The sequence below is a fragment of the Pseudomonas sp. FSL R10-1339 genome, assembly GCF_009600545.1.
Classification (GTDB): Bacteria; Pseudomonadota; Gammaproteobacteria; order Pseudomonadales; family Pseudomonadaceae; genus Aquipseudomonas; species Aquipseudomonas bubulae.
Genome location: NZ_WIVQ01000001.1, coordinates 214,370 through 238,574, shown reverse-complemented (window position 1 = coordinate 238,574; position 24,205 = coordinate 214,370). Strand labels below are relative to the sequence as shown.

Sequence of the window (24,205 nt, the reverse complement as noted above, 5' to 3'; positions counted from 1 at the left end):
CCTGTGATCAACCACACAGGTCAATGAAACCTCCTGACTTGGCAGCGCTATGAAAGTTGAAGGGCGAAACGACACCGCGCAGATCCTGCTCTCTTCTCGGAGCGTTGGGGGGCAGATGCCCCAGTCTTCTGCGCAAAGTGCCGCTGAAGAGGTTGGCATGTTGTTCAGCCAGAAAGCCGAAAGCAGCAGCAAGGCATTGGCTCAGCGCGTGCTGCGCACGGTAGATAACCGGGTGCAGAAGGTTGAGGGTATCCAGCAGTTAAACGAGCTCTATGAGCAACTGGGGCATCCCGCTCAGCTCAGCCTGGGGCTGCGGACCCGGCACGTTCGTCTGGCACTGGCGTCAGACTCAGGGGTCGAAGCCTTGCTGGCGTTGACCGGCGACGACCCGGCCCGCACCAGTGTTGTCTTGCAGTACATGGTTGCTCAGGCCCGGGCACAAGGGCGTGAAGGTGATATCGAGCGGGTGCAGAAGGTTCAGGCACAGTTGCATACCCGCTATGACCGGCAAATTCAGGCGGGCCTGAATATTGCGCTGGCGCTGGCAGCAGCCGAAGGCGATGCCGCGCTGCGCCAGGCTGTTCGCACGCTGTATTACTCCAGTGTGGTGCGCAAACAATCACTGCCGAGCATTATCCAGGCCTTGCTGGCTTTATTCGATGAAGAGAGGGTCAACGACGGGTTGCGCGTGATGGCGCGCGCGCTGGCGGATGATATCGCCGCCCACCGGCCCTCGGTGCCGAGCATCAGGCTGCGTACTCTGTTGAGCGGGCTTCAAGGCTGCACCCAGTTGAGCAGCCTTTTGCACAGTTGCCGGTGGTTTATTGAGCGATTGTCATCCCGCGAACGGCAGGCCGAACTGTCGCCAGTCTCCCTGTTGCAACGTCTGCTGGGGTATGCGGGCACGGGCATCGATAGCGATGAGGTGCAAAGCCTGAGTCGTGAGTTGGGTGGCGAAAACCTTTCCAGTCAACTGGTCTTGCTCAATCAAGTTTATCCGTTGATTCAGCGTCTCCCGTTGGCCGTTTGGAGTGACCCTGCAAGCCGTCAGGACGCATTGCAGTCTTTTTTGAGCCTGATGGGTGAACACACTCAGAGCGAAGGTATCGTCCAGCTGTCGGCAGGGCTGACGAGACCGATTCGATGAGACTCGTCAAATGGCTCAGTAAAGGCCCTGGCAATGTGGCAAGCCCGGGCGAAGTGCTCGGGGCCGTGGCGGTGCTGGGCATTGTTTTTATCTTTATCGTGCCCTTGCCGACCTGGCTGGTGGATGTGCTGATCGCGCTCAATATGTGCCTGGCCAGCCTGTTGATCGTGCTGGCGCTTTATCTGCCCAACCCTTTGGCATTTTCCACATTTCCTGCACTTTTGCTGCTGACCACGATGTTTCGTCTGGCGTTGTCGATTGCCACGACCCGCCTGATCCTGCTGGAGCAGGATGCGGGCGAGATCGTCGAGGCCTTTGGCAACTTTGTGGTGGGGGGGAATCTGGCGGTGGGGCTGGTGATTTTTCTGATCATCACCATCGTCAATTTCCTGGTGATTACCAAGGGTTCGGAACGTGTCGCTGAAGTGGCGGCGCGCTTTAGCCTGGATGCGCTGCCGGGCAAGCAGATGTCCATCGACAGTGACCTGCGTGGCGGGTTGATCGATGGTGCACAGGCCCGATACAAGCGTGACCAGTTGTCCCGGGAAAGCCAGATGTTCGGTGCCATGGACGGCGCCATGAAGTTTGTCAAAGGAGACGCCATCGCAGGCCTGGTGATTGTGCTGATCAATATCCTCGGCGGGTTTTCCACGGGGGTAGTGCAACACGGGATGAGTGCTGGCGAGGCCATCACGCTGTATTCGGTATTAACCATCGGTGATGGTCTGATCGCGCAAATTCCGGCGCTGTTGATTGCCTTGACCGCGGGGATGATCATCATCCGTGTCGCCCCCGACGACCAATCGCCAGGCAGCCATGTCGGGGCACAAATCGGCCAGCAGATAACCCGTGAACCCAAGAGCTGGATGATCGCATCGGCGGCCATGCTGGCCTTCGCCGCCCTGCCGGGAATGCCCGCCCCGGTGTTTGGCTTGATTGCCCTGTGTACGTTTGCGCCGGGTTTTTACTGGTGGTCGCGAAGCCGCAAGGCTGAGGCGTTGGAGCCGGCGCAAGCAGTGCAGGTGGCCCCTGAACACAACGGCAACGAAGATCTGAGAGTGTTTGATCCGACACGCCCCTATCTGTTGCAGTTCGCCAGTGCCCATCAAAGCCTGGAGCTTACTGAGCGGCTGATTCACGGGATTCGTCAGGTGCGCAACAGTATCGTCACCCGTATCGGGGTGACACTTCCCAGTTTTGAAATCGAATACAGCGACATGCTGCCCGAGGATGAGTTTCGCTTTTGTGTTCACGAAGTGCCCACGCTCAAGGCGACTTTTGATGAACGACGGGCCGTGGCACGGGACAGTGTCACGGATGCTCCTCAGAGTGCTCTCAGAGGCAGCGAGCAAAGAGATGAACGGGACTGGCTATGGCTGAACCCCGGTGATCCGCTGCTGGCCCGGGAGGGCGTCGAGTCGTTCAGTGCCCATGCCTTGATTGTTGAGCGCATGCGTCAAGCCATGATGATCAGCGGGCCGCAATTTTTGGGGTTGCAGGAGAGCAAGTCGATTCTCGGCTGGCTTGAGCAAACCCAGCCTGAGCTGGTTCAAGAGTTGCAGCGGATCATGCCGCTGTCCCGGTTCTCTGCCGTTCTGCAGCGCCTGGCCAGTGAAGGCGTACCCCTGCGGGCGGTACGCCTGATTGTCGAAGTGCTGACCGAACATGGCCAGCACGAGCGCGAAGTGTCAGCGCTGGCGGACTATGCGCGGATTGCCCTGAAGTCGCAGATCTATCATCTGTACAGTCAGGCTGACGGTCTGCATGCCTGGCTGTTGTCTGCCCATAGCGAAAACCTTTTTCGTGAGGCATTGCGCCAAACCCAAGCGGGCGTGTTCTTTGCCCTGGACAATGAGCACAGTACGCAACTTGTGGCGCTGCTCAAGGAGGCTTTTGCACCGCGCAAGTGCGACGCAAGCGTATTGCTGGTGGCGCAGGATCTGCGCAGCCCGTTGCGCACGCTGTTGTTCGATGAATTCAACCATGTGCCGGTCATGTCTTTCGCCGAGTTGACCGGCTCGGCCAAGGTCAAGGTGCTCGGGCGTCTTGATCTGCAATTCGACGGTGTGCTGCGCGAGGCCGTGTCTTGAGTCCGGGGCATGGCTTACCTGATGGCGCAACCGTGGTGTTCGATTTGCAGCAGCCTGGCCAGCTGTTCGAGTTGCGAGTGCTGAGCGGTTTGCATGAGGGGGCTGCACTGCCTTTGTTCGGTGAGTGCTGGAGCATCGGTGCCCATCAAGATGCCGACCTGGAGTTGTACGACCCTGGCGTTGAAGCCAGGCATGCCCGGTTGCACTGTGTGGACGGGCGCTGGACAGTGCAGGCGCAGGAAGGTCTCTTGCAGGATGAAACCGGCACTGCCCGGGCACAGATTGCCGATCTGGCTGCGGGTAAGGCGTTTGCCATTGGCGGGATACGCTTGTGCATCGCCAATACGCAAAGTGCCTGGGTGGATGAGCCGGCAGAAGTAACCAGGGTGCAGAGCGAAACGGCCCCCGCGCGCTCGGGCATGGTGCCTGCGCGCCGCCCTGGCAAGTGGCTGGCGCTGGCCCTGAGCGTGTCGGTGCTGATATTGGCGGCACAGGCCTGTCAGCCTTCAAACACGGCACAGGCACTTTCTCCGAAGCCATTGGCTGTCAGTGACAGGCGTCAGCTTGCAACAACGCATCAGGTCCATCAGCAATTACTCAAGATGTTGATCGAGCGTGATCTGGACAACGCCATCCGGCTGCAGGTGGTTGATGAGCAAATCATCCTGGGCGGTGATGTCGGCAAAGACTCGCTGGCACTGGTCTCGCGGATGCTCGATCGCTTCGAGGCGCAGTTTGAAACGCCGGTTGCGATCATTAATCAGGTCCAGGAAATCAGCACGGCACTGCCCTTCAGGATCGTCCAGATAATCGGTGGCCAAAAGGCCCATGTTGTACTGGAAGACGGGCGTCGGCTGTTTTTTGGTGACGAAGCGCAGGGTGTGCGCCTGACTGCGATCGACAACCGCCGAGTGCTGTTTGAAGGCGCGCAGCGCTATGAGGTGAGCTGGTGAACGGCACGATTGCTGAGCGCCTTGAGCGCTGGCGGCAACGCCAGTTCACGCACCTGGCGGGTTTTTCACCGGTAACCCTGAGCGGTCGGCTCCTGCGGATCAATGGCATGCTGCTGCAATGCTGCCTGCCCCAGGCCCGCATTGGCGAGCTGTGCCGGGTTCAGGCAGGGAGCAACGCATGGATACTGGCAGAGGTCATCGCCTGTGATCAGCAGGACGCCACCCTCAGTGCTTTGGCGAGCCTCGAAGGTATAAGCGCAGGAGCGGCCGTTGAACGCTTGGGGGCTGTGCATCAGGTTCGCGTCGGCAATGATCTGCTGGGGCAAGTGCTCGACGGGTTTGGCCGATCGCTTGCCGGGGGCGACGGGGGGGGCTTCGCCTGGCGGCCTTGTGAGGAGGCCAATGCAGTTGTATGCGAAGCCCCCTTGGCCACTCAGAGGCCGCGCATCGGTCGCGCTTTGCCAACAGGGGTACGGGCCATTGACGGGTTGTTGACCCTGGGTGAGGGCCAGCGGGTCGGGCTGTTTGCCGGTGCCGGTTGTGGCAAGACCACCCTGCTGGCCGAAATCGCCCGCAACGTCGAGTGCGATGTGATCGTGTTTGGCCTGGTTGGTGAGCGCGGTCGCGAGTTGCGTGAGTTTCTTGACCATGAGCTGGATGAGGGGCTGCGGGGCAAAGCCGTGCTGGTGTGCGCAACCTCTGATCGCACAAGTATGGAGCGTGCGCGGGCAGCTTTTACCGCAACTGCTCTGGCCGAAGGTTTCCGACGCAAAGGCCGGCGGGTTTTATTGTTGATCGACTCATTGACGCGCTTTGCCCGCGCTCAGCGGGAAATCGGTCTGGCCGCTGGCGAACCCTTGGGCAGAGGCGGGTTGCCGCCCTCGGTTTACAGCCTGTTGCCACGTTTGGTCGAGCGCGCAGGCCTGACTCGCGAGGGGTCTATCACCGCGATCTATACCGTACTCATCGAGCAGGACTCCATGGGCGATCCGGTAGCCGATGAAGTTCGATCCTTGCTGGACGGGCACATTGTGTTGTCCCGCAAACTGGCAGAGCGCGGTCACTATCCGGCGATAGATGTGCTGGGCAGCCTGTCACGGATCCTGAGCAATGTGGCTGCGCCAGAACATATGCAAAACATGGCCGCATTCAGGCGATTGCTGAGCGCGCATCAGCAGATCGAACTGCTGCTCAGGCTGGGTGAGTACCAGGCGGGCAACGATGCCCTGACCGACCTGGCCGTCGAGAGCCGCCAGCGTGTGGAGGCCTTTTTGCGTCAGGACTTGCGCGAGCCTGCAACGTTTCAGGAAACCCTGGAGCACTTGAGCGAGTTGACTGCCCATGTGCCCTTCTGAAAACCGCCCGCCTGCCACAGAGCCCTTGCGGCGCCTGCGCCAACATCGGGCCGATCGGGCTGAGCGTTTGTTGCACATCAAACGTATGGAGCTGCGAGCCCTTGGCCTGAACATTGAGCAGGCCCGTTCGGCGGTTGAGCAGGCCAGGCAAAACGAAAACCGGCAGCAAGCCGAACTGACCGGCCGCTATCAGGGGCAGGTGGTGTCGCCCAGGACCCTGTCGGGCTGGGACGAGTCACAGCGCCAGTGGGCGGCTCAAACAGCGCAACAGGCAAGTGCCTTGCAAGCGCTGCTCGAGCAGCAGCGCGTGGTTGCAATCCATGTCGAGAGTGCCCGCCAGTACGCGGGTGAATGCCAGAGAAAGGTCGAAAAACTTCTGGAATGGTCGATGTTGCTGGCAGAGGAGGCGGGATGGCTGAGTCATCAGGAGTAAACCCGGTGCCGTTGCCATTGGCCCGGTATCAGCCTGCCGCCCCGGCGCGCGCAGCCGACTGCAAACTGTTTGCAGACAGCCTGGCAGGCGCGGATAGGGGCTTGGCACAGGTGTTGTCCGAGGCACTGATGCCCCGTGCAACGGGGGCAGGGCCATGGCCAGTGCAATTTGTGCTGCATCTGGCACATTGCGGGCGGGTCAGTGTCAGCGCCCGTTATGAACATCATGGCTGGCTGATCATTTTAAAGGCGCAGCAATCCGCCACCCGACAATGGCTCGCCCGTCAGCAGCAACCCTGTCAACGGCGTCTGGCCCGTGCCTTGGGGCAGGTCGTCAGGATCCGGTTACTGCAGGAGTGCCAGTGATGACGGTAGCGCCGATCACCTTGCCACAGCTGGACGCAACCACGGTCCAGGCCTGTTGGCGGTTGGGTCGTGGCCTGCGCTATTCATTTCAGGTCGCAGGCGAGCCCGGTGAGCTTTTGCTGGAACCGGGGCGGGCGCCAGGGGGTGGTGCGTGTGTCTCGTTCGAGAGCCGCTGCGGGGTCTTTACGCTCAGTGATGCAGGGCCCTTGCTTAGCCTGTTTGGCGAGTGCCCGGTGGTGCTGGCCGAGACCGGCAACGATCCCCAGTCATGGTTTTGGGCGCACTTTGAGCAGCGCATGAGTGCGCAGTTGAGGGCGCTTTTTGGCTATCTGCGGCCCCTTGCCGACAGGCAGGTGGGCGCATTCGAGTGCTGCCTCAGTGTAGTGCTGGGCCCATCGCGAAGTGTCGGCCGATTGATGCTGGCGGCCCACAGCCTGTTGGCGCTTTGCGAGGCGGGGCAATGGCAGGCAGTCAAGGCGCCGTTGCCCGATTGCTTTGCCGTGCCTGTGCCCGTGGTGCTTGGCTATCTGCCGTTGACGGTTGAGCAGTTGCGCAGGGTACGACCAGGCGACGTGCTGGTGCCGGAGCGCCTGTTGTTCAGCGGTGATGGCGTGGGGCAGTTGAGGATTGGGCGGTGGCGGATCACATCGCAAATTGATGATGAAGGCGGGCGTCGCTGCCTGACCGTGTGTGCTCTCGAGGAGTCGGCTGTGGAAGAGGTGATGTTTGCGGGTACGGACGTTGAACGGCATAAAGGCAATGAGCCGTTTGAAACCTTGCAGGTAGAGCTGAGCGTGCGCTGTGGCGCACTCAAGTTGAGCCTGGGTGAGCTGCGCCAGTTGGCCCCCGGCATGGTGTTGAGCATCGAGGGCTATGACACGGGCATGGCCGGGTTGTATTACGGCGACCGGCCGATCGGTCACGGGCAGTTGGTGGAGGTTGAGGGGCGCCTTGGCCTGCAACTGTCGCGCATCAGTTTTTCGCAATGACCGTTCAAGGGATCGATCCCTTTCTGCTGGCGCTGTTTCTCGGCGGCCTGTCACTGATGCCCATGCTGCTGATGGTGTGCACCGCCTTCCTGAAAATCTGCATTGTGTTGATGATTACCCGCAACGCCATTGGTGTGCAGCAGGTGCCGCCGAGCATGGCCCTTTATGGAGTTGCCCTGGCTGCAACGATGTTTGTCATGGCACCGGTGGGGTATGAAACCGCCCAGGCCCTCAAGCAGACGCCGCTGGATATGAGCAGTGTGCAAGCCTTGCAGGAGAGCGGGGAGGAGGCGGTAAAGCCCTTGCGGGCCTTTATGGCACGCAACACTGCTCCCGATGTGCTGACCCATCTGCTGGATAACACTGCGCGTCTATGGCCTGCGCAACTGGCGCAAGAGGTCAAGCGTGACGACCTTATCCTGCTGGTACCGGCATTTGTGCTGTCGCAGCTACAGGCAGGGTTTGAAATCGGTTTTCTGATTTACATCCCCTTTATCGTGATCGACCTGATCGTCTCGAACCTGTTGTTGGCGCTGGGCATGCAGATGGTCTCGCCCATGACCCTTTCATTGCCGCTCAAGCTGTTGCTGTTTGTGCTGGTTTCGGGTTGGACACGTCTGCTCGACAGTCTGTTCCTGTCCTATCTGTGAGGCGTCCATGGAGCCGATTTTGCTGTTCAAGCAGGGCATGCTGCTGGTGGTGGTGCTGTCTGCGCCACCGCTGATCGTGGCTGTAGCGGTGGGTGTGCTGACCTCGCTGGTGCAGGCGCTGATGCAGGTACAGGACCAGACGCTGCCCTTCGGCATCAAACTGGTTGCAGTGGGCGTCACGTTGGCGCTGACGGGGCGCTGGATCGGGGTTGAACTGATTCAATTGATCAACCTCACCTTTGACATGGTCGCCCGCTCGGCGCTGTAGAGGGAACACCCGATGGCCCCACAAATTGCGTTTCTCGAATACCTGCCCAGCCTCGCCATTGCGATGGCGCGCCTGTATCCCTGTTTTTTTCTGATCCCGGCATTCTGCTTCGAACATGTGCGCGGCATGCCCCGGCATGTCATCGTTTTTGCGCTGGCCCTGATACCTGCTCCGGGTATTTATCACGCCTTGTCGGGCGTGAATTACACCCTGCTGGCGCTCAGCGGTCTGATGCTCAAAGAGGCCATGTTGGGCTTTTTGCTGGGCATGCTGCTGTCCATGCCGTTCTGGCTGTTCGAGTCGGTAGGGGCTTTGCTCGATAACCAGCGTGGTGCCCTGATCGGCGGGCAGCTCAACCCTTCGCTGGGGGCGGATGCCACACCTGTCGGGCACCTGTTCAAGCAACTGAGCATTTTTGTGCTGATGGTCACTCTCGGGCTGGGCAGCTTGACCCGGGTGATCTGGGACAGCTACCTGATCTGGCCCCCCACGCTCTGGTTACCGACCATTGCTGCGGATGGTTTTGCCGTGTTTCTTTCTTTGCTCGGCGATACCTTCACGCATCTGGTGCTCTACGCCGCGCCCTTTATTGCGCTGTTGTTATTGATCGAATTCGCTGTTGCCCTGTTGAGCCTCTACAGCCCGCAGTTGCAGGTGTTTGTGCTGTCGATGCCGGCCAAAAGCCTGGCCGGGCTGGGCTTTCTGCTGCTCTACCTACCACAACTGGAGGAGTTGATCGTGGGCCGGATGAGTCTGCTGGGGGATCTTGGGCACGCACTGGGCCAGCTCTTCAAAGTAGGTGAGTCATGAGCGATTCGGGTGAGAAGAAATATGACGCCAGCCAGAAAAAACTGCAGGACCAGCGCAAAAAAGGCCAGGTTGCGCAAAGTCAGGACATCGCCAAACTGCTGACGCTGGCGGTTATCAGTGAGGTCGCCTTGATCACGGCCCAGAACAGCCTGCAGCGTTTTGGCCAATTGCTGATGCTGCCCGTTTCACTGGTCGGGCAACCTTTTGGTTATTCGCTGCAGACCGTGTTCGTCGAGGCGGGTTACCTGTTTTTTGACTTCGCCTTGCTGATGACCGGCGTTGCAGTCTTGATGAAATTAATCAGCAGCTGGCTGCAATTCGGCTTTCTGTTTGCCCCTGAAGTCCTGATCCCGGACTTCAACCGGCTCAACCCGGTCAATCAGGCCCGGCAGATGTTTTCGGCCCAGTCACTGTTGACCCTGCTCACCGGCCTGATCAAGGCACTGCTGATCTGTGCGGTGCTTTACCGCGTGATCGGGCCTTCCCTGGGGGCGTTGATCGGGTTGGTCAACGCTGGCTTGCCGGGCTATATCGTCGCGCTGATCGCCTTGTTCCGGCATTTGCTGCATGTGTGCCTTGGCCTGCTGCTGGTGCTCGCAGTGGTTGACCTGGCGTTGCAGCGGTATTTTTTTGCCCGGCGCATGCGCATGACCCATGTCGAAGTGGTCAAGGAGTACAAAGGCATGGAAGGTGATCCTCATACCAAGATGCTGCGTAGGGCACTGGCCCAGGAGCTGGCCCATGAAGAGCCTGTGGCCCCGACTCCGCCGTTGGAAGAGGCCGACATGCTGCTGATCAACCCTACGCATTTTGCCGTGGCGCTGTACTACCGGCCGCCACAGACGCCTTTGCCGACCGTGATTGCCAAGGGGGCTGATGCCCGGGCACGGCGAATGATCGACAGGGCACGGGCAGCAGATGTTCCGGTGATTCAGTGTGTGTGGCTGGCTCGCACGCTGTATGGCATCGAGACCGGGCATTGCATCAGCCGCGAGACCCTGCAGGCGGTTGCGCTGGTCTACCGCACTCTGCGAGAACTGGATGATGACGAGCGCCGTGAAGTCATCGAGTTGGCGGAACTTGAGCAACGCTGATCGGGGCAGGAACCGGGCGCTATTACATGGTCACTCACTCTTCATCAGCCAGTCAGAGTTGAGCAGTCATGGACGTCAATTTTTTTGAACCCGCAAAGCCAGCGCCGTCAGAAATGCGCGGCACAGCCTCCCCGAACACTTCTGGCCCCACCGAATCGGTGCAAATGACCGGTTTTCGTCATTATCAGCAGCCCTCTCTGGCATTCAGCGCCAGCCTGGTTGAAGGAAAAGTCGTGACCCAAGGCTCGTATGTGGGCCAGGACATTGCCGCCCAACTGAATCAGTTGTCCAGGCCGTTCAAGCAAGATGCCACTTACGCAGGCCCTGCCCGGAACCTGCGAATCAGGGACGACAAATTTAATGTATTTCATATCCAGTCCACCCCTGCGGCCGCTGCAGTACTTAAAAGCAGTCTTCCCCTGAGTTTTTACCCGTCGCCCCCGATCAATCCCGGGCGTGCCCATCTGGGGCAGATAAGCGGTGTGCAAACAACCGCCGAAGGCGGCCAGTTTCGTGTGGTCGAGCAACGCCTGTACCGGTTAGAAGCACAGACGCTTCGTTGGTTGCCCGACAAGGACGAGGCCCGATACAGCCGTATTGGCTTGAGTGCTCAAGGGCAACTGATGAAAGTGCCGCAGGGGGTCGCAGACATGAGCATTGATGGTAAAACGCAGGCGAGCCTTGAGGGTTTCACGCTAAAAATCAGCCGCGACACAGCCGATGCTGCTCTTTGTCTTGTTCCCGTCAACGAGTCGGGTAAACCGGTGCAACTGGCGCATCTGGGGCTGGCGGGTGATGTGCTGTACGCCTCGACACCTCAGGGTGAGTTTTTGTGCGCGAACCTGCGCAATGCCGAAGACGGGCAATTGGTCATGCGCCCTGAACCACTCGATAATCTTGAGCAGCTGCATCAGGGCGCAGTCAGCATCAAGGGCTTTATGCATGATGATCAAGGCCGGCTCAACGCCCTTGTCCTCGACTCCCGCCGCCAGTTACACAGCACCCCTTTGAGCCATGGCCCTGATCAGGCATCGGGCTGGAACCTCAGTGATGTGATCCTCAGAGTGAACGACACAGGTTTGCCCGAGCCAGGGCTGCAGACACTCGCCGGTAGTGTGGACCTTGGGCCGCGGGGCAAGGTTGCGCTTGAGGGCAACACATTGTTGTGCTGGAACGAGCGCTCACAGCAATGGGATAAAAGCGCTCACCACAATGTGGAGCGACTGGAGCGTGGCCTGGATGGTCGCGCTTATGTATTGCAAGGTGCAGAGCTGAAAGCGCTGGCAATCCATAAAACGCGGGATGCTGCGTACAGCGGTGCCAGTTATGACCTGACACCTGTTAATGATGCTCATGCCCATATCAACCTTGGTGGCGCCATGGTTGAGAATAACGAGCGAAAGATCACCGGTTTTGCTATCGATAACGCCAGGCAATTTGTAACGCTTGATGCTGAAAACAAGCTGATTGCCCACGTCAACGGAAAGGCCAGGGTCTTGACCTTTACCCGGCCTAAAGAGCTTGTGGCGCTGGCACTTGACCGTCAGGGAGATCTGTATGCACAGACCGGCGCCGGCGAACTGCTCAAGCTCGACAAGGCTCACTGGCAAACCCCTTGCACCTCAGCGCTCACCTGGACTCCCGTGCCGGTGCCGGACAATGCGCCGGTCAAGTCGTTGCGTATGGGAGCAGGTCAGCAATTGATCGTCAGCTGGGGTGAAAACAATGCGCAACAAAAAAGATGGGGTGAACACTATCGGCAGTTGATTGTTTCAGCGGATGGTGACCCGCAATGGAAACCTTTAACGGCACACTCAAACACCCCCGCGAGATCACTGGGTACGGTGTTGGGCAACGCTGAGTTGAAGAGTCAGGACAACGGCACCTCCTGGGCCGTGACCTCCGATTGTTTTGGCCACAAGACTGAAGCCCTGTCGGTTGATCGTGGGGTTATTAAAAGTGCTTTAGCCCATTTTCATCCTGTTCAGGGGATCAAGAATATCGGCCTTGGTATCCAGCATGATGTTAAAGGGCGACGCGGGCTGGCAGACCTCTACGCGGATGTGCGGGAACTGCAGGGGCTATTGCGTACGCTGGCGAGCGTGACACCCCGTACGATGGATATTTCAAGTCGCCTTGACCGCCTGGGCGAGGGCAAGCCAACCCAGGCCCTGGCCACAAAACTCAAGCGTTTTATGAGTCAGGTAGAAGAGTACAGCGTGCAATTGGCCAGGCGATTGGGCGACATCAAGGGAGCCCGTGTGATCCCGGATTATCTGCCCACAACGAGTGGCAAACCCACTGAAGGCTCAGCGAGCAACCTGTCCCGAATTCGCCAGTCCTTCGAGAATATGGGCTCTTCAAAGTCTGATATCACAGCGGCCTTGCTGCGCAGTTACGAAAAACAGGGTGTTTGTTTGTCGTTGCACGACGCTGGCCTGAAACGTGATTTGAGCAATTCGACCGGGCTGATCGAGAGCGATTTGATTCAGCACGCCCGCACACTTTTCAGGCTGGTCAAACTGGTCGACCGGCTGGAGGGTAAAGCGCCTGATCAGGCCGAAATAACAGCCCGCCTGGAGAGTGCGATAGAGGACTATCAAAGCAGCCCGGTACACAAGAAAACATCGCAGAACATCAATGGATTGAAGCAGGCAGAAACGCTCTATAACAACTTCAAGTTGTTGGCCAGGGACTTGGGTACCCCGGGATCAGCGCTCAATTTTCATATAACCACTACCTTGGGGCTCAATCCACAAGAGACGGTCAAGCAGGCTCTGCTGCAATGCATTCAAAAGTCTGAAAGCGGCCAGTCAGTTGCATCGAGCCGGAGCAAAACCTTATCGGCATCCCTGTTCTTACTTCCAGTCCCGTTGCTTGAAATCATAGGGGGTGTTTCAAGAGACAATACCAACGGCATAACGCTGACTCGAACCGATCAGGGGGTCAGCGTTGACATCAATATGGGCACTGGCCATACCGTCACTGGTTCTGTAGGCGTCGGTAACATGTTGCTTCCCTCCGAGGTGCCACTCGAAGGCCGGCTCAGGGTAGGGGCTGAGACTACATTGGCGTTGACGCATGAAAACGAGCAAAGCGTCAGCTTTGATATCAGGGAGGCAGATTTTCCCGCAATGATGGCCATCCTCACCGGGGAGAAAGGGAACGTTTTCGACTTGCTGGATCTTGGCAGCAATCACAAGAGCGGCACGAGCTCGAAAAACGCTTTGGACTTGAGTGTTTCCGCTCATGTGCAGCCCCGCTTTCACATGTTGATGCCGGAAACCTCGAATACACCTGGTGGCCTGGTACGTACTATGGTGAATGCGGGGGGGGGGGCTTCAACTGTTTCATGTTGATCAACGCAGCGCTGTCGTCTTGGGGCAGGATGAAATAACCCGGGCCCAAAGCGTGAATACCCAATGGTTAGCCAGAGGCAGTGCCTCTTTAGGTATGGCGCCGGCCAATGGCGCCTTGTGGACTCAGCTCGGTGCCGATGGACCTACGTGGGTGCCGTATATCACGAGTGATTCTTCGTTCACCCTGGGGTTTGATCGCAGTGTTGCCCGCAGCATGCGTTTTACCTTCAAGCAGCCTGCTGTGATCGATCAGGCGCAAGTCAATGGATTACGCGATGCCTTGTCCCGGCATTCTGCGCCACTCAAGCAACACCTGACCTCGTTTGCAGCACAGGGCCCACTGGTGGAGCAACTGCAACATCTGCATCGTCTATTCATTCAGCTACCGTCACCCGCTACCCGTTCTGAAGAGCACCATGCCCTCAATGAACAGCTGCAAACCTGCCTTCACCAGGAGGCGCTGGCCGCACAAGGTCGGCGAGCACTCAAATCAGTTGAAAGAACGGTTTCCTATGTGGGGGTAAAAGGTGGCCCTGACCATGAGTGGCTGAATGACGCTGCGCCTGCTAACAAGGCGGCAATTCTCCGGCTGTTTGCCCAGCAGCCACAATTCGAGCGGATCATCAACGACCTGGAAAGCAGCCAGGGCACCTCGGTAGTGATCAGGCTGGAGGTCAAGCCGAAGGTGCTGCGCATGATTGACAATCAGATAGGGGATGGGCCTAACGCCATAAATGATGTGCAAAAGGCCCTGGAAAACCCGGACAACCTGCGGATTAAAACCTTGGCTGTAAGCTATACGGCAACTAGAACCGACGCTATGAAGACCCCCATTCCTCTTGTGGCCTACTCCAGCAGGGCAGCCTTGAGCAATTCCTGCAAACTCCTCAACATTGAGTTGAAATACGGTATGGATCAGAACACTCCCTTGCGCGTTGAGTTCAAGGATACGTTGCCCTCGGCTCGTATTCGGGAGCTGAATCCCGAGCAGCTTGACCAAAAGATCCGGCATGGCCGCAGCCCTTTGATGTAACGACAATACCGGCCTGGCTGATAATCAGACAGGCCGGTACATGGGGGTGGGGGCTAAGACTCTGCGCAGGATTGGATGCGTGGGTTTGAATGTCTTCAGATCACCGGGGCAATGGGTCGTTGCACGGTTGATCTAGGGTTCCAGAGGCACAACGTGATGGTCTGAACGTTCAGCATACGAGCCTGTTTCTGTACGCATGTGTGGTGGCCACCAGATCACCAGCGTCCTGGCGCTGGAGGCCGGGCGCGCGCACAGGTCTGCACGGCAATCCGAGGTGCAGCCTTGCAACAGTCCAGCCAGGGCCGCCGCCATGGCAACTGCGATCAGCCGAGTCATGGCGTGGCCTCCAGCAATGATGGCCGAGACACGCTTGATTGTTCGTCGGGGTCGGGTGCTCGTGTCGCGATAAACACCTCCGCACGTTCGCCGGGCGCCAGCCACGGAGTCGGCCAGATACTCACCGCCAGGGTGCCGGCAGTGCTGCAATCACGTTCATCGACGCGCACCCGGCTCTGGCTCTGGTTGTGCAATACCAGTACGGCCACGTTGTAGTCCTCACTTTCGTACCACTGATGACGCTCGGTATCGACCTTCAGAGACGTGAACGCTTTGCACAGGCTGCCCGTCCGGGGCGGCATCGGCATCGCTGTGAACCGGCCAGGCACGTGGCCCGTGACCAGTTGGCGGAACACCCGGGTAATGTCGGAGCGCTGAATCACTGGCTGCTTCGCATCACGCCGTCTCAATGGGGTCAGCGCTGCCTCCAGTTGCGCCTGATCCGATTGTGGCAGGTAGCGGGCAGGGTTGGTCTGGTCGCCAATCAGGCGGGGTGTCAGGATAAACAGTCGCTCACGGCGATTTTTAGTGTTCTGCGTGGACGAAAACAGCAGCTTGCCCAGCCATGGGATATTTCCCAATACAGGGACTTGATTGCGGCTGTCGACCTCTTCAGCGACATGAAAACCGCCGATGACCAGGGATTGTTTTTCGTGGATCACTGCCTGGGTACTGATGTTGCCTTTGCGAACATCCGGTGTGGAATGCTGCCCTGTGTTGTCGGCAAAGGTGCCGTCTTCGATATCGATGATCAGGTGAATCTGATTGGCGCCACTGGCTTCGATTACCCGGGGTATGACCTGGAAACTGGTGCCGGTGGTGACCGGCATGATGTTGGCCACGCCCTCACCGACGGCCTGGATATATTGCGTGCGATTGAAATCGATAACAGCGGGCTGGTTTTCCAGGGTCATGATCGAGGGGTTGGATACCACCGTTGCCAGCCCGCGGGCTTCAAGCGCCTTGATCTCGGCTGCAAAACGGTCAGCCTGGATCATGGACACGGTTGTCGGGGAAGTGCCAGACAACCCAGTAGCCATCCCGAAACGGCCGCTCTGAAAGCCCCATTTCGTCCCCAGTTCGTTGAGTTGGGTGCGGTTGATATCGAGAATCACGGCGTCTATTTCCACGAGTTTGCGCGGGACATCGAGCTTGGCGATCAGTGCCTGATAGAGCGTCCCGCGTTCGCTGGCGTCGTAGATCAACACGCTGTTGTTACGTACATCGGCCTCCACGCGGATGGCGTTCAGGCCTGATGATTTCAAATCGGCGGTGAGCGCGGGCAGTGGTGGATTGCTTGAATAAGGCATGGGGGAGGCCGTGCCGGATACTGGCGAGGGGCCGGGGGAGGGAGCAGCGAACGGGCTCGATGACTTGGTATCGAGCAACCCGCGCAACAAGCTGGCGATACCGGGCACACTCAGTTTTTCGCCCCGATAATCGATCTGCCGGTCTGCCGCATTGGCGAACTGCAGTGTGAAACTCAGCACATCCTGTTTATTGGCGGGTTCTGCCCGTTTGCGACTGAACTGCCTGATCTGCTCGATATAGCGTTTAGGCCCGGACACCAGTACCACGCCGATATCCGGCAACTCGCCCCAGCCGAAACGCTCATCCAGCAGGCCTATCCGGGTCAGGGCCTGCTTCAGATCGGCAATGGTATCGTCCGCAACTTCAAGGCGGCTCGTGGTCTGCTGGTCAAGCGAACTGATGTAGAGCGTGTTGTTATGCACAAACCACTGGAAACGGTGTTCCAGTGCAAGCCGCTCCATTAAACCGGTGAGCGTGTCGGCGCGTAGCTTGCCGTTTACGACGCCTTGAAGCGCGCCATCAATCTGTAGTTGCAGGCCCACGGTATGGGCAAAGGCCCCTAGAAAATCAGGCACTGACAGGTTATTGGCTTCATGGGCATAAGGCGTTTTTTGCCACTCCTGTGGAACGGCGGCCATCGCCCCGTTGGCTAGCAAAAAAAGAGCTGGCAACAGGGTCCGTTGCAAGGAGTGCTTGAACCTGAGCATCACTGCACGGCATCAATAATGCTTTTGGTCAGGCTGTGCTTGAATCGGGTTTGCTCGTTGATCGAGAAACTGGCAATGGCCATTTTTTGTGAAGCGTCGAGGAAGCGCTGCATGTCTTCGGGGCTTGCTTGATTGTTCAGGGCGATCTCCTCCAGTTTTTTTTGGGCCTGGATAAAGCGGGTGTCAATGCGACGCTGAATGCTTTCGAACGAAGCCATAGAACCTCCATCAGTCAATACTCACCACTCAGTGGTAGCTCCTGCCGGATCAGTTCCATCAGTGGTCATGGGGATCAGCAGCGCCTTGAGCGTTGTGGCCCAGTCAATGCGCAGGTCGTGTTGCGCAGTGACCAGCACCAGAGCGAAGGGGTCGAGGCGTTCATCTGCTTGCAGTTGCCATGCGGTATCCGGGCGGGTGCTTAGCCACTGCCGTACAGGTGCAAGCATCTGCGGGTGGCAGCGCAGGGTTGCATTCAATGGCGGGCATTGGGCTGGCAGCAGTTGCGCCAGCAAGGCATTGATTCGCATCTGTGGCGGCACCTCACCGAGCAATCGCTCCAGAGCCTGATTGACCACTTGCGAGGCGCTGGTTTCAATCGCTTGGCACAAGGCGCCATGTTCCTGTTGCCAACGCGCCAGATGGGCATTGGCCTGTTGCCAGAATTCGCTGTGGGCCTTTTGCAGCAGCGTTTCGGCAGCGTTTTCAGCGTTGCTCAGCAGTTCGTCTGCCTGGGCACGTGCCTGGGCCAGCACCTCATTGGCCAGGCCGCAATCGATCAGGTTCTGGCTGCTGATCAGTACCTGGGGCAGCCCGGTTGCGCCTGGCTGCAGCTCAATCGTGCGGCGTGTCAGCATGGTTGTGCCCCTCGTCGCGGGGTCGTGTGTGCCACAACACTGTTTGCCAGAGCGTTCGGAGTTTGGCCGGTGAAATGGCCGGCACCGGTTTTTGCTCCAGCGTTTCGATCCGTGCAGGGGCAAAGCGCAGTCGCAACCTCTGCCAGACCGGTGGTTCGAGCCATGCTCTGAGCAGTTGCAAGGGATCGTCGGCGGGCTCGAGCCAGTCCTGCGTGTGCAAAGCCCTGGCAAGGCGCTGGCACCACAAACGCTGCGTGTCATCCCGTGCAGCAGAAGGTGTAGTGCGGCAGATACGCTCGACCCTTTGCAGCAACGCGTCATAGTGCGCCGGTTGCGCCAGTGCCAGCTGCATCAGGCTGGTTGTGGGCGCACAGGGCAGGCAGGGGGCGATACCCAAGCTCTTGCTGGCGCCTGCATGCTGGTTGCGCAGCAAGGCGGGCGATGCGTCAAGGATCTGCCAGTGCGGATGAGCGTAGCGCCATGGCAAGGCCCACCACTGTACCCAGGCATCAATGTCATTCATGCAGAGCCCTTTTTGCGCAGCTTTAACCATACAACTGGCGTAATGATTGCCAGCAGGCACCCTGTCACCAGTGCAGCGAACAGGCTTTTCCAGAACCCCAGGTCTTGCTGCGGCACCAGAAAAGGTCCGAAGAACAGCAGTTGCTGGTTGTCCTGAAACGCGGCGGCAAGAACAAAAACCGTGGTTATTTTGTGCGGGTTGTCGATTGCCATTGCCATGCCCGGAATGCTGCTGGCAACCATCCGCCGTACCCGCGACTGGATGCCGTCGGGGTCCAGTCTGGCATCGTGTTTGATAAACACCGAAGCGGATGCGGGCTGCACGGCCTCACCTGGCGCCACACGCTCGGGCAGTACCACATGCACGCGCGCGACTATCACCCCGTCAATGCTCGACAGTGTGGCTTCAAGCTCTTGTGACAGCGCATAGATGTAACGGGCGCGCTCCTCAAGTGGCGTAGAAATGACACCTTCCTTGCGAAAAATATCACCCAGTGTGGAGCGCTTTGTTCTGGGCAGGCCAGCCGCCGACAGCGAGTTAATCGCCCGGCTGATAGCTTCTGTTCTGACACGAATGGAAATGCCATTTTTATCGGGGACTTTTTGAGCGTGGACCTGTTTGTCTGCCAGTTCTGCAATGACTGCATTGGCCTCCTGTTCGGAGAGCTGGCTGTGAAGCACCACGCTTTCACCACAACCGGTGACGGCCAGCACGAGCAGGAAACACACGCTCTTGATCAGGCGCGCTGCCATGCGGTTACCTAAGACAGATTGGTGAGTTTTTCGATGGCTTGTGACGTCTTGCTGATCATCTTGGCGCTCAGCACGGTCTCAAGGTGGAGCGCCGACAGGGCCCGGGTGGATTTGAGCATGTCGAGGGGGTCGGTGCTGGTACTGGCTTTTTGCAGGGCCCTTGCGGCGGTACTCGACAGACCCGCTAAAAGTGCAGAGCGCTGTTTGAGTGGGTGGCTGGTCAATTTATCGGATATCTCGGTATTGGTTGCTTTAGTTGCCGTGGCAAGCAAAGAGGCGTTGAACCAATGGATATCGGCCAGTTCGGGGGTGTTCGAGGGTAGTTCAGAGGCACTCAAGACGGCCTGGGGGAGCTTCGAAGGAAAGTGGGTTTTCATTTGAAACCTCAAGCTGTGAGTTGTAGTTGCATGCTTGTGTGGCTGCACGCCCCGATTGGCCGGATGCCCCATTCGAGATGGGGCGGTATGAATAAAATCAGTACGAGATGGCCTTGGCACCTGCAAAGATTGCATTCATTGACTTGCTACTTGAGTCCATTACTCCGGCGGCTATGCCGTTTCTCGTGTCAACTCCCGTTTTGTGCATGGCGGCCGCGGCGGCTTTCCATTCTTGTTCGCGCGCAAAATTCTTTTGCGCTTGGAGGGGGTCGTCGCCAGCAGCGCGCGACATTCCTGCAATCAATCCAATTATTGCTCCAATCATGGTCTGTATCCTCTTGGTTTTTTACAGGAAGGTCAGAACGAAATTTTATTATTTATATATATGTTCGTTTGAGAGTGATCGATATTTTTGGTGTGAGTATTTGCCGGGTTTGCAGGGGGCATTCTTGTGTTTCCAAATCCGCCAAGCGCGTTGAGGACCTGGCTCGCAAAGGGCATTACAAGTGAAAGTAAAGGGAACATGTATGTGCCTCTGTGGTTCGGTATTGGGAGTGCAACAGAACGTCTGTTCGCTATTTAAGTGTCGATATCCATGTGGGCAGTTCCAGTGGGAACTACTCAGTAAATGTCTAATTGTTTCATTCGGTGGTACAGCGTGCGCTTGGCAATCCCAAGTTCGATTACCACAGAATCGATACAATTAAAGTGGCGTCGCAAACAATCTGCGATCAACTGCTTTTCTATTTGTTGCAGGCGCATTTTTAAATTTAGAATTGTGGATTCATGTTCACAGGAAGAGGTATCCAGCGGGGGTAGCCCGAGCACAAAGCGCTTTGCTGCGGAGCGTAACTCCCTGACATTGCCCGGCCAGTCATGACAGATGATCTGTTGTAGCAGCGCAGTGTTCGGTACTGGTATGGATGAGTTGAAATGCCGGGCCTCACGCTGAATAAACTCCATAAACAAGGGGGTAATGTATTCGCGTCGTTCTCGCAAAGGCGGCAAGTGCAGGTTCACGACATTCAGGCGATAGTACAGGTCGCACCTGAAATGACCTTGTGCCACCAACTTCGCAAGGGAGGTTTGGGCCGAGGCAATCACACGCATGTCCACAGGGATGAATGTTGTCGAGCCCAATCGCTCAACACCACGGGTTTCCAGAACGCGCAATAATTTGGCCTGCAAAGCCAGCGGCATGCTGTCTATTTCATCCAGGTACAGAGTGCCTTTATCTGAAGCTTCTATAAATCCTGCACGTGATTGCAGGGCGCCGGTGAATGCGCCTTGGGTGACACCAAACAACTGGCTTTCCGCCAGACTCTCGGGGATGGCCGCGCAATTGAGTGCAATATAACGACCACGGCGCCCGGATAAGGTATGCAGATGCTCGGCCAATGTATCTTTGCCTGTGCCTGTTTCACCATGAATCATTATGTCGATATTTTGTGCTGCCGCATTTCTGACAGTAGCGTGAAGTTGTGTGTCATCGGAAAAATATAGGCTTGAAGGCTCTTTGTCCGGGCGAAAGGATCCCATTGAATATACTCCGGCGCCATGTTTTTTTGGTAGGGGAAATTCGCAATGTTAAACAGGTATAAACAACGCTTTTTATTTTATAGTTTGAAGGTGTTGACGGTTTAAACCAAGGCCTGAACTGGCCGCCTGTCGAGAGCTAAAACACATAGACACGGTAAGGATTAGTATTTATTGGCGTAGGGATAGCGTGCCTTACCTCCATGGATCGAACTTCGTGGAGGTAAGGGTAAACGGGTATTTATTCGTATTTTTATTCAGGGTTTTTTCTGCTATCGCCCTGAGTCGTAAATCCGAAGGTCAGAAGGGCGCTTTCAACGGTGCTCAAGTGCTGCATGCACAGCTGCCATGGTGCTGACACAACATCGGCCGATTCATCGCCGGCTACGGGGATGAGTACCGGGTGTTCATCGTCGCTGGCGATCGAGGCGCACCCTGAAGCAACGTTTGCCAGCCGTTCGTGGAGGGAGGACGGTGCCGGGCCCTGTTCCTTGCGCAAGGCATCGGCAAAGGCTTCTGCAAACAACAGGGAGCTGGCGTATAAACGCACGGCGTGGCGCTCGTAACGGCTGGCAATGTCTTTGACTTCCCGTGATACAAAGCGCCCGCGCAAGGTCCAGCGGGCGGTATTGCGGGCCATGCTGATGCCGTTCTCCAGGGCAATAAGGCTGTCGTGGGCCCTGGAAAATATCTGCACGGCATTTTGAGCCTTGGCCGCATCTTGTCCTTCGAGAGCTTGCAGGCTTTTACCGAATCCCGACGCCAGCTTTTCGAGCAACTCCTTGGCGGAGCTGTCGATAATGCCGATCGGGTTGGGGGTCAGCAGTATCTGGCTGAAAACCAGCCCGACGCATGAGCCCACGACCACATCAAGCATCCGTACCACGCCAGCACTTTCCGGGCCTACGGCCAGCATCAGCACCGCCGATACACCGGCCTGGATGGGCACCACGGCCCCCAGGCCATAGAGTGCCGCGATGGCGATGGCAGAGAAGGTAGCAAAGCCAATACGCACCAACGGGTAAGCATCCGGCAACCACAAGGCGGCTTCGCCTACGATGATCCCGGTGGCGACACCCACCATCAGGCCCACCGCTTGCTTGCCATGACTGGGCAGGCCTGGAGCCAGGCACACCACGGCACTGATTGCGGCAAACACGGGGTGTATGTGACCGAAAAAATGCCGGGCGATAATCCACGCCAGTGCGGCGGCAATGGCTGAGGCCAGGGCGTCTCGCCAGCCCAGGGACCAGCGGGCCTTGATTTTTTCGACTATGGGGTCGGTATAGCGGCTGAGGAATTTGGCGCGGGGAATCATTGAGGCTCCCGATCATGAGGTGAGATGGCGTTAACCATAGACCGTTGTTGCGCCCCGGAGTGCGCCACAAACGCCAGGCCAAAAAAAACCGCGCCTGGGCGCGGTTTTTTATACGTGTGCTGTATTACACGTTGAAACGGAAGTGCAGGACGTCACCGTCTTTAACGATGTATTCCTTGCCTTCCAGACGCCACTTACCGGCTTCTTTCGCGCCCGCTTCCCCGTTGAACTTGATGAAATCGTCGTAGGCGATAACTTCAGCGCGGATAAAGCCTTTTTCGAAGTCGGTGTGGATCACACCGGCTGCTTGAGGGGCGGTCGCACCTACTTTTACTGTCCAGGCGCGAACTTCCTGCACGCCGGCGGTGAAGTAGGTTTGCAGGTCCAGCATTTCGTAACCGGCGCGAATCACACGGTTAAGACCAGGCTCTTCAAGGCCCAGGGCCTCCAGGAACATGTCTTTCTCTTCGCCGTCATCCAGCTCGGCGATTTCTGCTTCGATCTTGTTGCAGACCGGAACAACGATCGCGCCTTCTTCTTCAGCGATAGCCAGCACAACGTCCAGCAACGGGTTGTTCTCAAAACCGTCTTCAGCCACGTTGGCGATGTACATCACCGGCTTGGTGGTCAGCAGGTGGAAGCCTTTGATGATGGCTTTCTCATCTGCGTCCATGTTCTTGATCAGGCTGCGTGCCGGCTTGCCCAGGGTGAAGTGGGCGATCAGCTGTTCCAGCAGGGCTTTTTGGGCTACGGCTTCCTTGTCACCGCCTTTGGCATTGCGCGCGACTTTCTGCAGTTGCTTTTCGCAGCTGTCGAGGTCGGCGAAGATTAGCTCAAGGTCGATGATTTCGATGTCGCGTTTCGGGTCAACGCTGTTGGAAACGTGAATAACGTTTTCGTCTTCAAAGCAGCGGACCACGTGAGCGATGGCATCGGTCTCACGGATGTTGGCCAGGAACTTGTTACCCAGGCCTTCACCTTTCGATGCGCCAGCCACCAGGCCCGCGATATCAACGAACTCCATGGTGGTCGGCAGGATACGCTGTGGCTTGACGATGGCAGCCAGCGCGTCCAGGCGTGGGTCGGGCATCGGCACGATACCGGTGTTCGGCTCGATCGTGCAGAAGGGGAAGTTCTCGGCCGCGATACCGGACTTGGTAAGGGCGTTGAACAGGGTGGACTTGCCGACGTTAGGCAGGCCGACGATGCCGCAGTTGAATCCCATGGTGTTTCCCCTCGGAAAAAGAGTCAGGCCTTCTGGCTGTGCAGGTTTTTCATCGCACGGTTCCATTCCCCGGCGAGGATATCCGGCAGCACGCCGAGGGCAAAATCGATGCTGGCATCCAGTTTTTCCTGTTCGGCGCGTGGCGCACGACCGAGGACAAAGTTGGACACCATGCTGGCGACGCCCGGGTGGCCAATGCCAAGCCGCAGACGGTAGAAATCTTTGTTGTTCCCCAGTTGCGCGATGATGTCGCGCAATCCGTTGTGACCTCCGTGGCCGCCGCCCAGCTTGAGCTTGGCAACGCCTGGCGGGAGATCGAGTTCGTCGTGGGCCACCAATATGGATTCCGGCGCAATGCGGTAGAAACCGGCAAGCGCCGCAACGGCCTGGCCGCTTCGGTTCATATAGGTGGTGGGAATCAACAGACGAACATCCTGACCCTGGTGGCTGAAGCGCCCGGTCAGGCCAAAATATTTGCGGTCTGCAACGAGGTTTACCCCATTGGCTGCCGCGAGACGCTCAACAAAAAGGGCCCCTGCGTTATGCCGGGTCTGTTCGTATTCGGTGCCTGGATTTCCCAGGCCAACGATCAGTTTTATGGCGGTCACGACAAGGGCCCTTCTATGGAGTTGTGGATAACATCGCCGCTAACGGTTAGCGGCGAAAACGGACAAGAAAGCGGGTTTACGTGAGTAAACTTCGCGATCTTGTCCGCTTTAC

General features: G+C 57.8%; 25 protein-coding genes. 13 read left to right on the top strand and 12 right to left on the bottom strand.

What is annotated here, in order from left to right; all coding sequences use genetic code 11:
• Positions 1-115: 115 nt before the first annotated feature.
• From sctW to GHO03_RS25460, 13 genes are all read left to right on the top strand, one after another.
• On the top strand, positions 116-1,147 hold the full coding sequence (gene sctW, locus GHO03_RS01205; RefSeq protein ID WP_153398899.1) for a type III secretion system gatekeeper subunit SctW: 1,032 nt from the start codon (positions 116-118) through the stop codon (positions 1,145-1,147).
• Positions 1,144-3,237 carry a type III secretion system export apparatus subunit SctV gene (gene sctV, locus GHO03_RS01200; protein WP_153398896.1) on the top strand — a complete coding sequence of 698 codons (2,094 nt, stop codon included), beginning with the start codon at positions 1,144-1,146 and terminating at the stop codon, positions 3,235-3,237. Before sctW ends, sctV begins: the two co-directional genes overlap by 4 nt.
• Positions 3,234-4,190, top strand: a complete 957-nt coding sequence (locus GHO03_RS01195; RefSeq protein ID WP_256668338.1) for an FHA domain-containing protein — start codon at positions 3,234-3,236, stop codon at positions 4,188-4,190. Before sctV ends, GHO03_RS01195 begins: the two co-directional genes overlap by 4 nt.
• On the top strand, positions 4,187-5,545 hold the full coding sequence (locus tag GHO03_RS01190; protein ID WP_372241693.1) for a FliI/YscN family ATPase: 1,359 nt from the start codon (positions 4,187-4,189) through the stop codon (positions 5,543-5,545). The genes GHO03_RS01195 and GHO03_RS01190 overlap by 4 nt, the downstream gene beginning before the upstream one ends.
• Positions 5,532-5,978, top strand: a complete 447-nt coding sequence (locus tag GHO03_RS01185; RefSeq protein ID WP_153398890.1) for a YscO family type III secretion system apparatus protein — start codon at positions 5,532-5,534, stop codon at positions 5,976-5,978. Before GHO03_RS01190 ends, GHO03_RS01185 begins: the two co-directional genes overlap by 14 nt.
• Positions 5,957-6,343, top strand: a complete 387-nt coding sequence (locus GHO03_RS01180; protein WP_178110282.1) for a type III secretion system HrpP C-terminal domain-containing protein — start codon at positions 5,957-5,959, stop codon at positions 6,341-6,343. The genes GHO03_RS01185 and GHO03_RS01180 overlap by 22 nt, the downstream gene beginning before the upstream one ends.
• A complete protein-coding gene (locus GHO03_RS01175) occupies positions 6,343-7,332 on the top strand; it encodes a FliM/FliN family flagellar motor switch protein (RefSeq protein ID WP_095019663.1) in 990 nt (329 codons plus the stop codon). Before GHO03_RS01180 ends, GHO03_RS01175 begins: the two co-directional genes overlap by 1 nt.
• Entirely contained in the window at positions 7,329-7,982 is a 654-nt protein-coding gene (gene sctR / locus GHO03_RS01170; RefSeq protein ID WP_095003191.1) for a type III secretion system export apparatus subunit SctR, read from the top strand. Before GHO03_RS01175 ends, sctR begins: the two co-directional genes overlap by 4 nt.
• A gap of 7 nt (positions 7,983-7,989) precedes the next feature.
• A complete protein-coding gene (gene sctS / locus GHO03_RS01165; protein ID WP_095003190.1) occupies positions 7,990-8,250 on the top strand; it encodes a type III secretion system export apparatus subunit SctS in 261 nt (86 codons plus the stop codon).
• 12 nt (positions 8,251-8,262) lie between these two features.
• On the top strand, positions 8,263-9,060 hold the full coding sequence (sctT, locus tag GHO03_RS01160; protein WP_153398888.1) for a type III secretion system export apparatus subunit SctT: 798 nt from the start codon (positions 8,263-8,265) through the stop codon (positions 9,058-9,060).
• On the top strand, positions 9,057-10,154 hold the full coding sequence (gene sctU, locus GHO03_RS01155) for a type III secretion system export apparatus subunit SctU (RefSeq protein WP_153398885.1): 1,098 nt from the start codon (positions 9,057-9,059) through the stop codon (positions 10,152-10,154). The genes sctT and sctU overlap by 4 nt, the downstream gene beginning before the upstream one ends.
• Before the next feature lie 68 nt (positions 10,155-10,222).
• Complete coding sequence (locus GHO03_RS01150) at positions 10,223-13,513, top strand: AvrE-family type 3 secretion system effector (protein ID WP_256668336.1); 3,291 nt, start codon at positions 10,223-10,225, stop codon at positions 13,511-13,513.
• 52 nt (positions 13,514-13,565) lie between these two features.
• The gene (locus tag GHO03_RS25460; protein WP_338661110.1) at positions 13,566-14,546 is read left to right on the top strand and encodes an AvrE-family type 3 secretion system effector; all 981 of its coding nucleotides are present in this window, start codon (positions 13,566-13,568) and stop codon (positions 14,544-14,546) included.
• 132 nt (positions 14,547-14,678) lie between these two features.
• Here the strand turns inward: GHO03_RS25460 and hrpT are convergent, their stop codons facing one another.
• The 12 genes from hrpT to pth all read right to left on the bottom strand — a co-directional run bounded on the left by hrpT (position 14,679) and on the right by pth (position 24,093).
• The gene (gene hrpT, locus GHO03_RS01145) at positions 14,679-14,882 is read right to left on the bottom strand and encodes an HrpT family type III secretion system protein (RefSeq protein WP_095031450.1); all 204 of its coding nucleotides are present in this window, start codon (positions 14,880-14,882) and stop codon (positions 14,679-14,681) included.
• The gene (gene sctC, locus GHO03_RS01140) at positions 14,879-16,831 is read right to left on the bottom strand and encodes a type III secretion system outer membrane ring subunit SctC (RefSeq protein WP_256668335.1); all 1,953 of its coding nucleotides are present in this window, start codon (positions 16,829-16,831) and stop codon (positions 14,879-14,881) included. The genes hrpT and sctC overlap by 4 nt, the downstream gene beginning before the upstream one ends.
• Before the next feature lie 68 nt (positions 16,832-16,899).
• On the bottom strand, positions 16,900-17,118 hold the full coding sequence (locus GHO03_RS01135) for a type III secretion protein HrpF (RefSeq protein WP_095019658.1): 219 nt from the start codon (positions 17,116-17,118) through the stop codon (positions 16,900-16,902).
• 21 nt (positions 17,119-17,139) lie between these two features.
• A complete protein-coding gene (sctL, locus tag GHO03_RS01130) occupies positions 17,140-17,754 on the bottom strand; it encodes a type III secretion system stator protein SctL (RefSeq protein ID WP_095021224.1) in 615 nt (204 codons plus the stop codon).
• A complete protein-coding gene (locus GHO03_RS01125; protein WP_095021243.1) occupies positions 17,732-18,277 on the bottom strand; it encodes a type III secretion protein in 546 nt (181 codons plus the stop codon). Before GHO03_RS01125 ends, sctL begins: the two co-directional genes overlap by 23 nt.
• Complete coding sequence (sctJ, locus tag GHO03_RS01120; protein ID WP_095019656.1) at positions 18,274-19,029, bottom strand: type III secretion system inner membrane ring lipoprotein SctJ; 756 nt, start codon at positions 19,027-19,029, stop codon at positions 18,274-18,276. The genes GHO03_RS01125 and sctJ overlap by 4 nt, the downstream gene beginning before the upstream one ends.
• Positions 19,030-19,037: 8 nt before the next feature.
• Positions 19,038-19,406: an EscI/YscI/HrpB family type III secretion system inner rod protein gene (locus tag GHO03_RS01115; protein WP_095003181.1), complete on the bottom strand. Its 369-nt coding sequence runs from the start codon at positions 19,404-19,406 to the stop codon at positions 19,038-19,040.
• Positions 19,407-19,503: 97 nt separating this feature from the next.
• Complete coding sequence (locus GHO03_RS01110; protein ID WP_095019655.1) at positions 19,504-19,731, bottom strand: hypothetical protein; 228 nt, start codon at positions 19,729-19,731, stop codon at positions 19,504-19,506.
• 296 nt (positions 19,732-20,027) lie between these two features.
• On the bottom strand, positions 20,028-20,945 hold the full coding sequence (locus GHO03_RS01105) for a sigma 54-interacting transcriptional regulator (RefSeq protein WP_153398879.1): 918 nt from the start codon (positions 20,943-20,945) through the stop codon (positions 20,028-20,030).
• 250 nt (positions 20,946-21,195) lie between these two features.
• The gene (locus GHO03_RS01100; RefSeq protein WP_095003178.1) at positions 21,196-22,260 is read right to left on the bottom strand and encodes an aromatic acid exporter family protein; all 1,065 of its coding nucleotides are present in this window, start codon (positions 22,258-22,260) and stop codon (positions 21,196-21,198) included.
• A gap of 124 nt (positions 22,261-22,384) precedes the next feature.
• Positions 22,385-23,485: a redox-regulated ATPase YchF gene (ychF, locus tag GHO03_RS01095; RefSeq protein WP_086798695.1), complete on the bottom strand. Its 1,101-nt coding sequence runs from the start codon at positions 23,483-23,485 to the stop codon at positions 22,385-22,387.
• 23 nt (positions 23,486-23,508) lie between these two features.
• Positions 23,509-24,093 carry an aminoacyl-tRNA hydrolase gene (gene pth / locus GHO03_RS01090; RefSeq protein ID WP_016781749.1) on the bottom strand — a complete coding sequence of 195 codons (585 nt, stop codon included), beginning with the start codon at positions 24,091-24,093 and terminating at the stop codon, positions 23,509-23,511.
• Positions 24,094-24,205: the final 112 nt, after the last annotated feature.

What these genes read in the sequence shown, in the direction of transcription:
- GHO03_RS01185 (WP_153398890.1), top strand. Translation starts at nt 5,532, where the DNA reads ATGTGCCCTTCTGAAAACCGCCCGCCTGCCACAGAGCCCTTGCGGCGC.
- hrpT (WP_095031450.1), bottom strand. Translation starts at nt 14,882, where the DNA reads ATGACTCGGCTGATCGCAGTTGCCATGGCGGCGGCCCTGGCTGGACTG.
- ychF (WP_086798695.1), bottom strand. Translation starts at nt 23,485, where the DNA reads ATGGGATTCAACTGCGGCATCGTCGGCCTGCCTAACGTCGGCAAGTCC.
- GHO03_RS01125 (WP_095021243.1), bottom strand. Translation starts at nt 18,277, where the DNA reads ATGAATGACATTGATGCCTGGGTACAGTGGTGGGCCTTGCCATGGCGC.
- sctS (WP_095003190.1), top strand. Translation starts at nt 7,990, where the DNA reads ATGGAGCCGATTTTGCTGTTCAAGCAGGGCATGCTGCTGGTGGTGGTG.
- GHO03_RS01150 (WP_256668336.1), top strand. Translation starts at nt 10,223, where the DNA reads ATGGACGTCAATTTTTTTGAACCCGCAAAGCCAGCGCCGTCAGAAATG.
- GHO03_RS01110 (WP_095019655.1), bottom strand. Translation starts at nt 19,731, where the DNA reads ATGATTGGAGCAATAATTGGATTGATTGCAGGAATGTCGCGCGCTGCT.
- sctR (WP_095003191.1), top strand. Translation starts at nt 7,329, where the DNA reads ATGACCGTTCAAGGGATCGATCCCTTTCTGCTGGCGCTGTTTCTCGGC.
- sctU (WP_153398885.1), top strand. Translation starts at nt 9,057, where the DNA reads ATGAGCGATTCGGGTGAGAAGAAATATGACGCCAGCCAGAAAAAACTG.
- GHO03_RS01135 (WP_095019658.1), bottom strand. Translation starts at nt 17,118, where the DNA reads ATGGCTTCGTTCGAAAGCATTCAGCGTCGCATTGACACCCGCTTTATC.
- sctC (WP_256668335.1), bottom strand. Translation starts at nt 16,831, where the DNA reads ATGGCCGCCGTTCCACAGGAGTGGCAAAAAACGCCTTATGCCCATGAA.
- GHO03_RS01100 (WP_095003178.1), bottom strand. Translation starts at nt 22,260, where the DNA reads ATGATTCCCCGCGCCAAATTCCTCAGCCGCTATACCGACCCCATAGTC.
- GHO03_RS01105 (WP_153398879.1), bottom strand. Translation starts at nt 20,945, where the DNA reads ATGGGATCCTTTCGCCCGGACAAAGAGCCTTCAAGCCTATATTTTTCC.
- GHO03_RS01115 (WP_095003181.1), bottom strand. Translation starts at nt 19,406, where the DNA reads ATGAAAACCCACTTTCCTTCGAAGCTCCCCCAGGCCGTCTTGAGTGCC.
- sctV (WP_153398896.1), top strand. Translation starts at nt 1,144, where the DNA reads ATGAGACTCGTCAAATGGCTCAGTAAAGGCCCTGGCAATGTGGCAAGC.
- GHO03_RS01175 (WP_095019663.1), top strand. Translation starts at nt 6,343, where the DNA reads ATGACGGTAGCGCCGATCACCTTGCCACAGCTGGACGCAACCACGGTC.
- sctW (WP_153398899.1), top strand. Translation starts at nt 116, where the DNA reads ATGCCCCAGTCTTCTGCGCAAAGTGCCGCTGAAGAGGTTGGCATGTTG.
- sctL (WP_095021224.1), bottom strand. Translation starts at nt 17,754, where the DNA reads ATGCTGACACGCCGCACGATTGAGCTGCAGCCAGGCGCAACCGGGCTG.
- sctJ (WP_095019656.1), bottom strand. Translation starts at nt 19,029, where the DNA reads ATGGCAGCGCGCCTGATCAAGAGCGTGTGTTTCCTGCTCGTGCTGGCC.
- sctT (WP_153398888.1), top strand. Translation starts at nt 8,263, where the DNA reads ATGGCCCCACAAATTGCGTTTCTCGAATACCTGCCCAGCCTCGCCATT.
- GHO03_RS01180 (WP_178110282.1), top strand. Translation starts at nt 5,957, where the DNA reads ATGGCTGAGTCATCAGGAGTAAACCCGGTGCCGTTGCCATTGGCCCGG.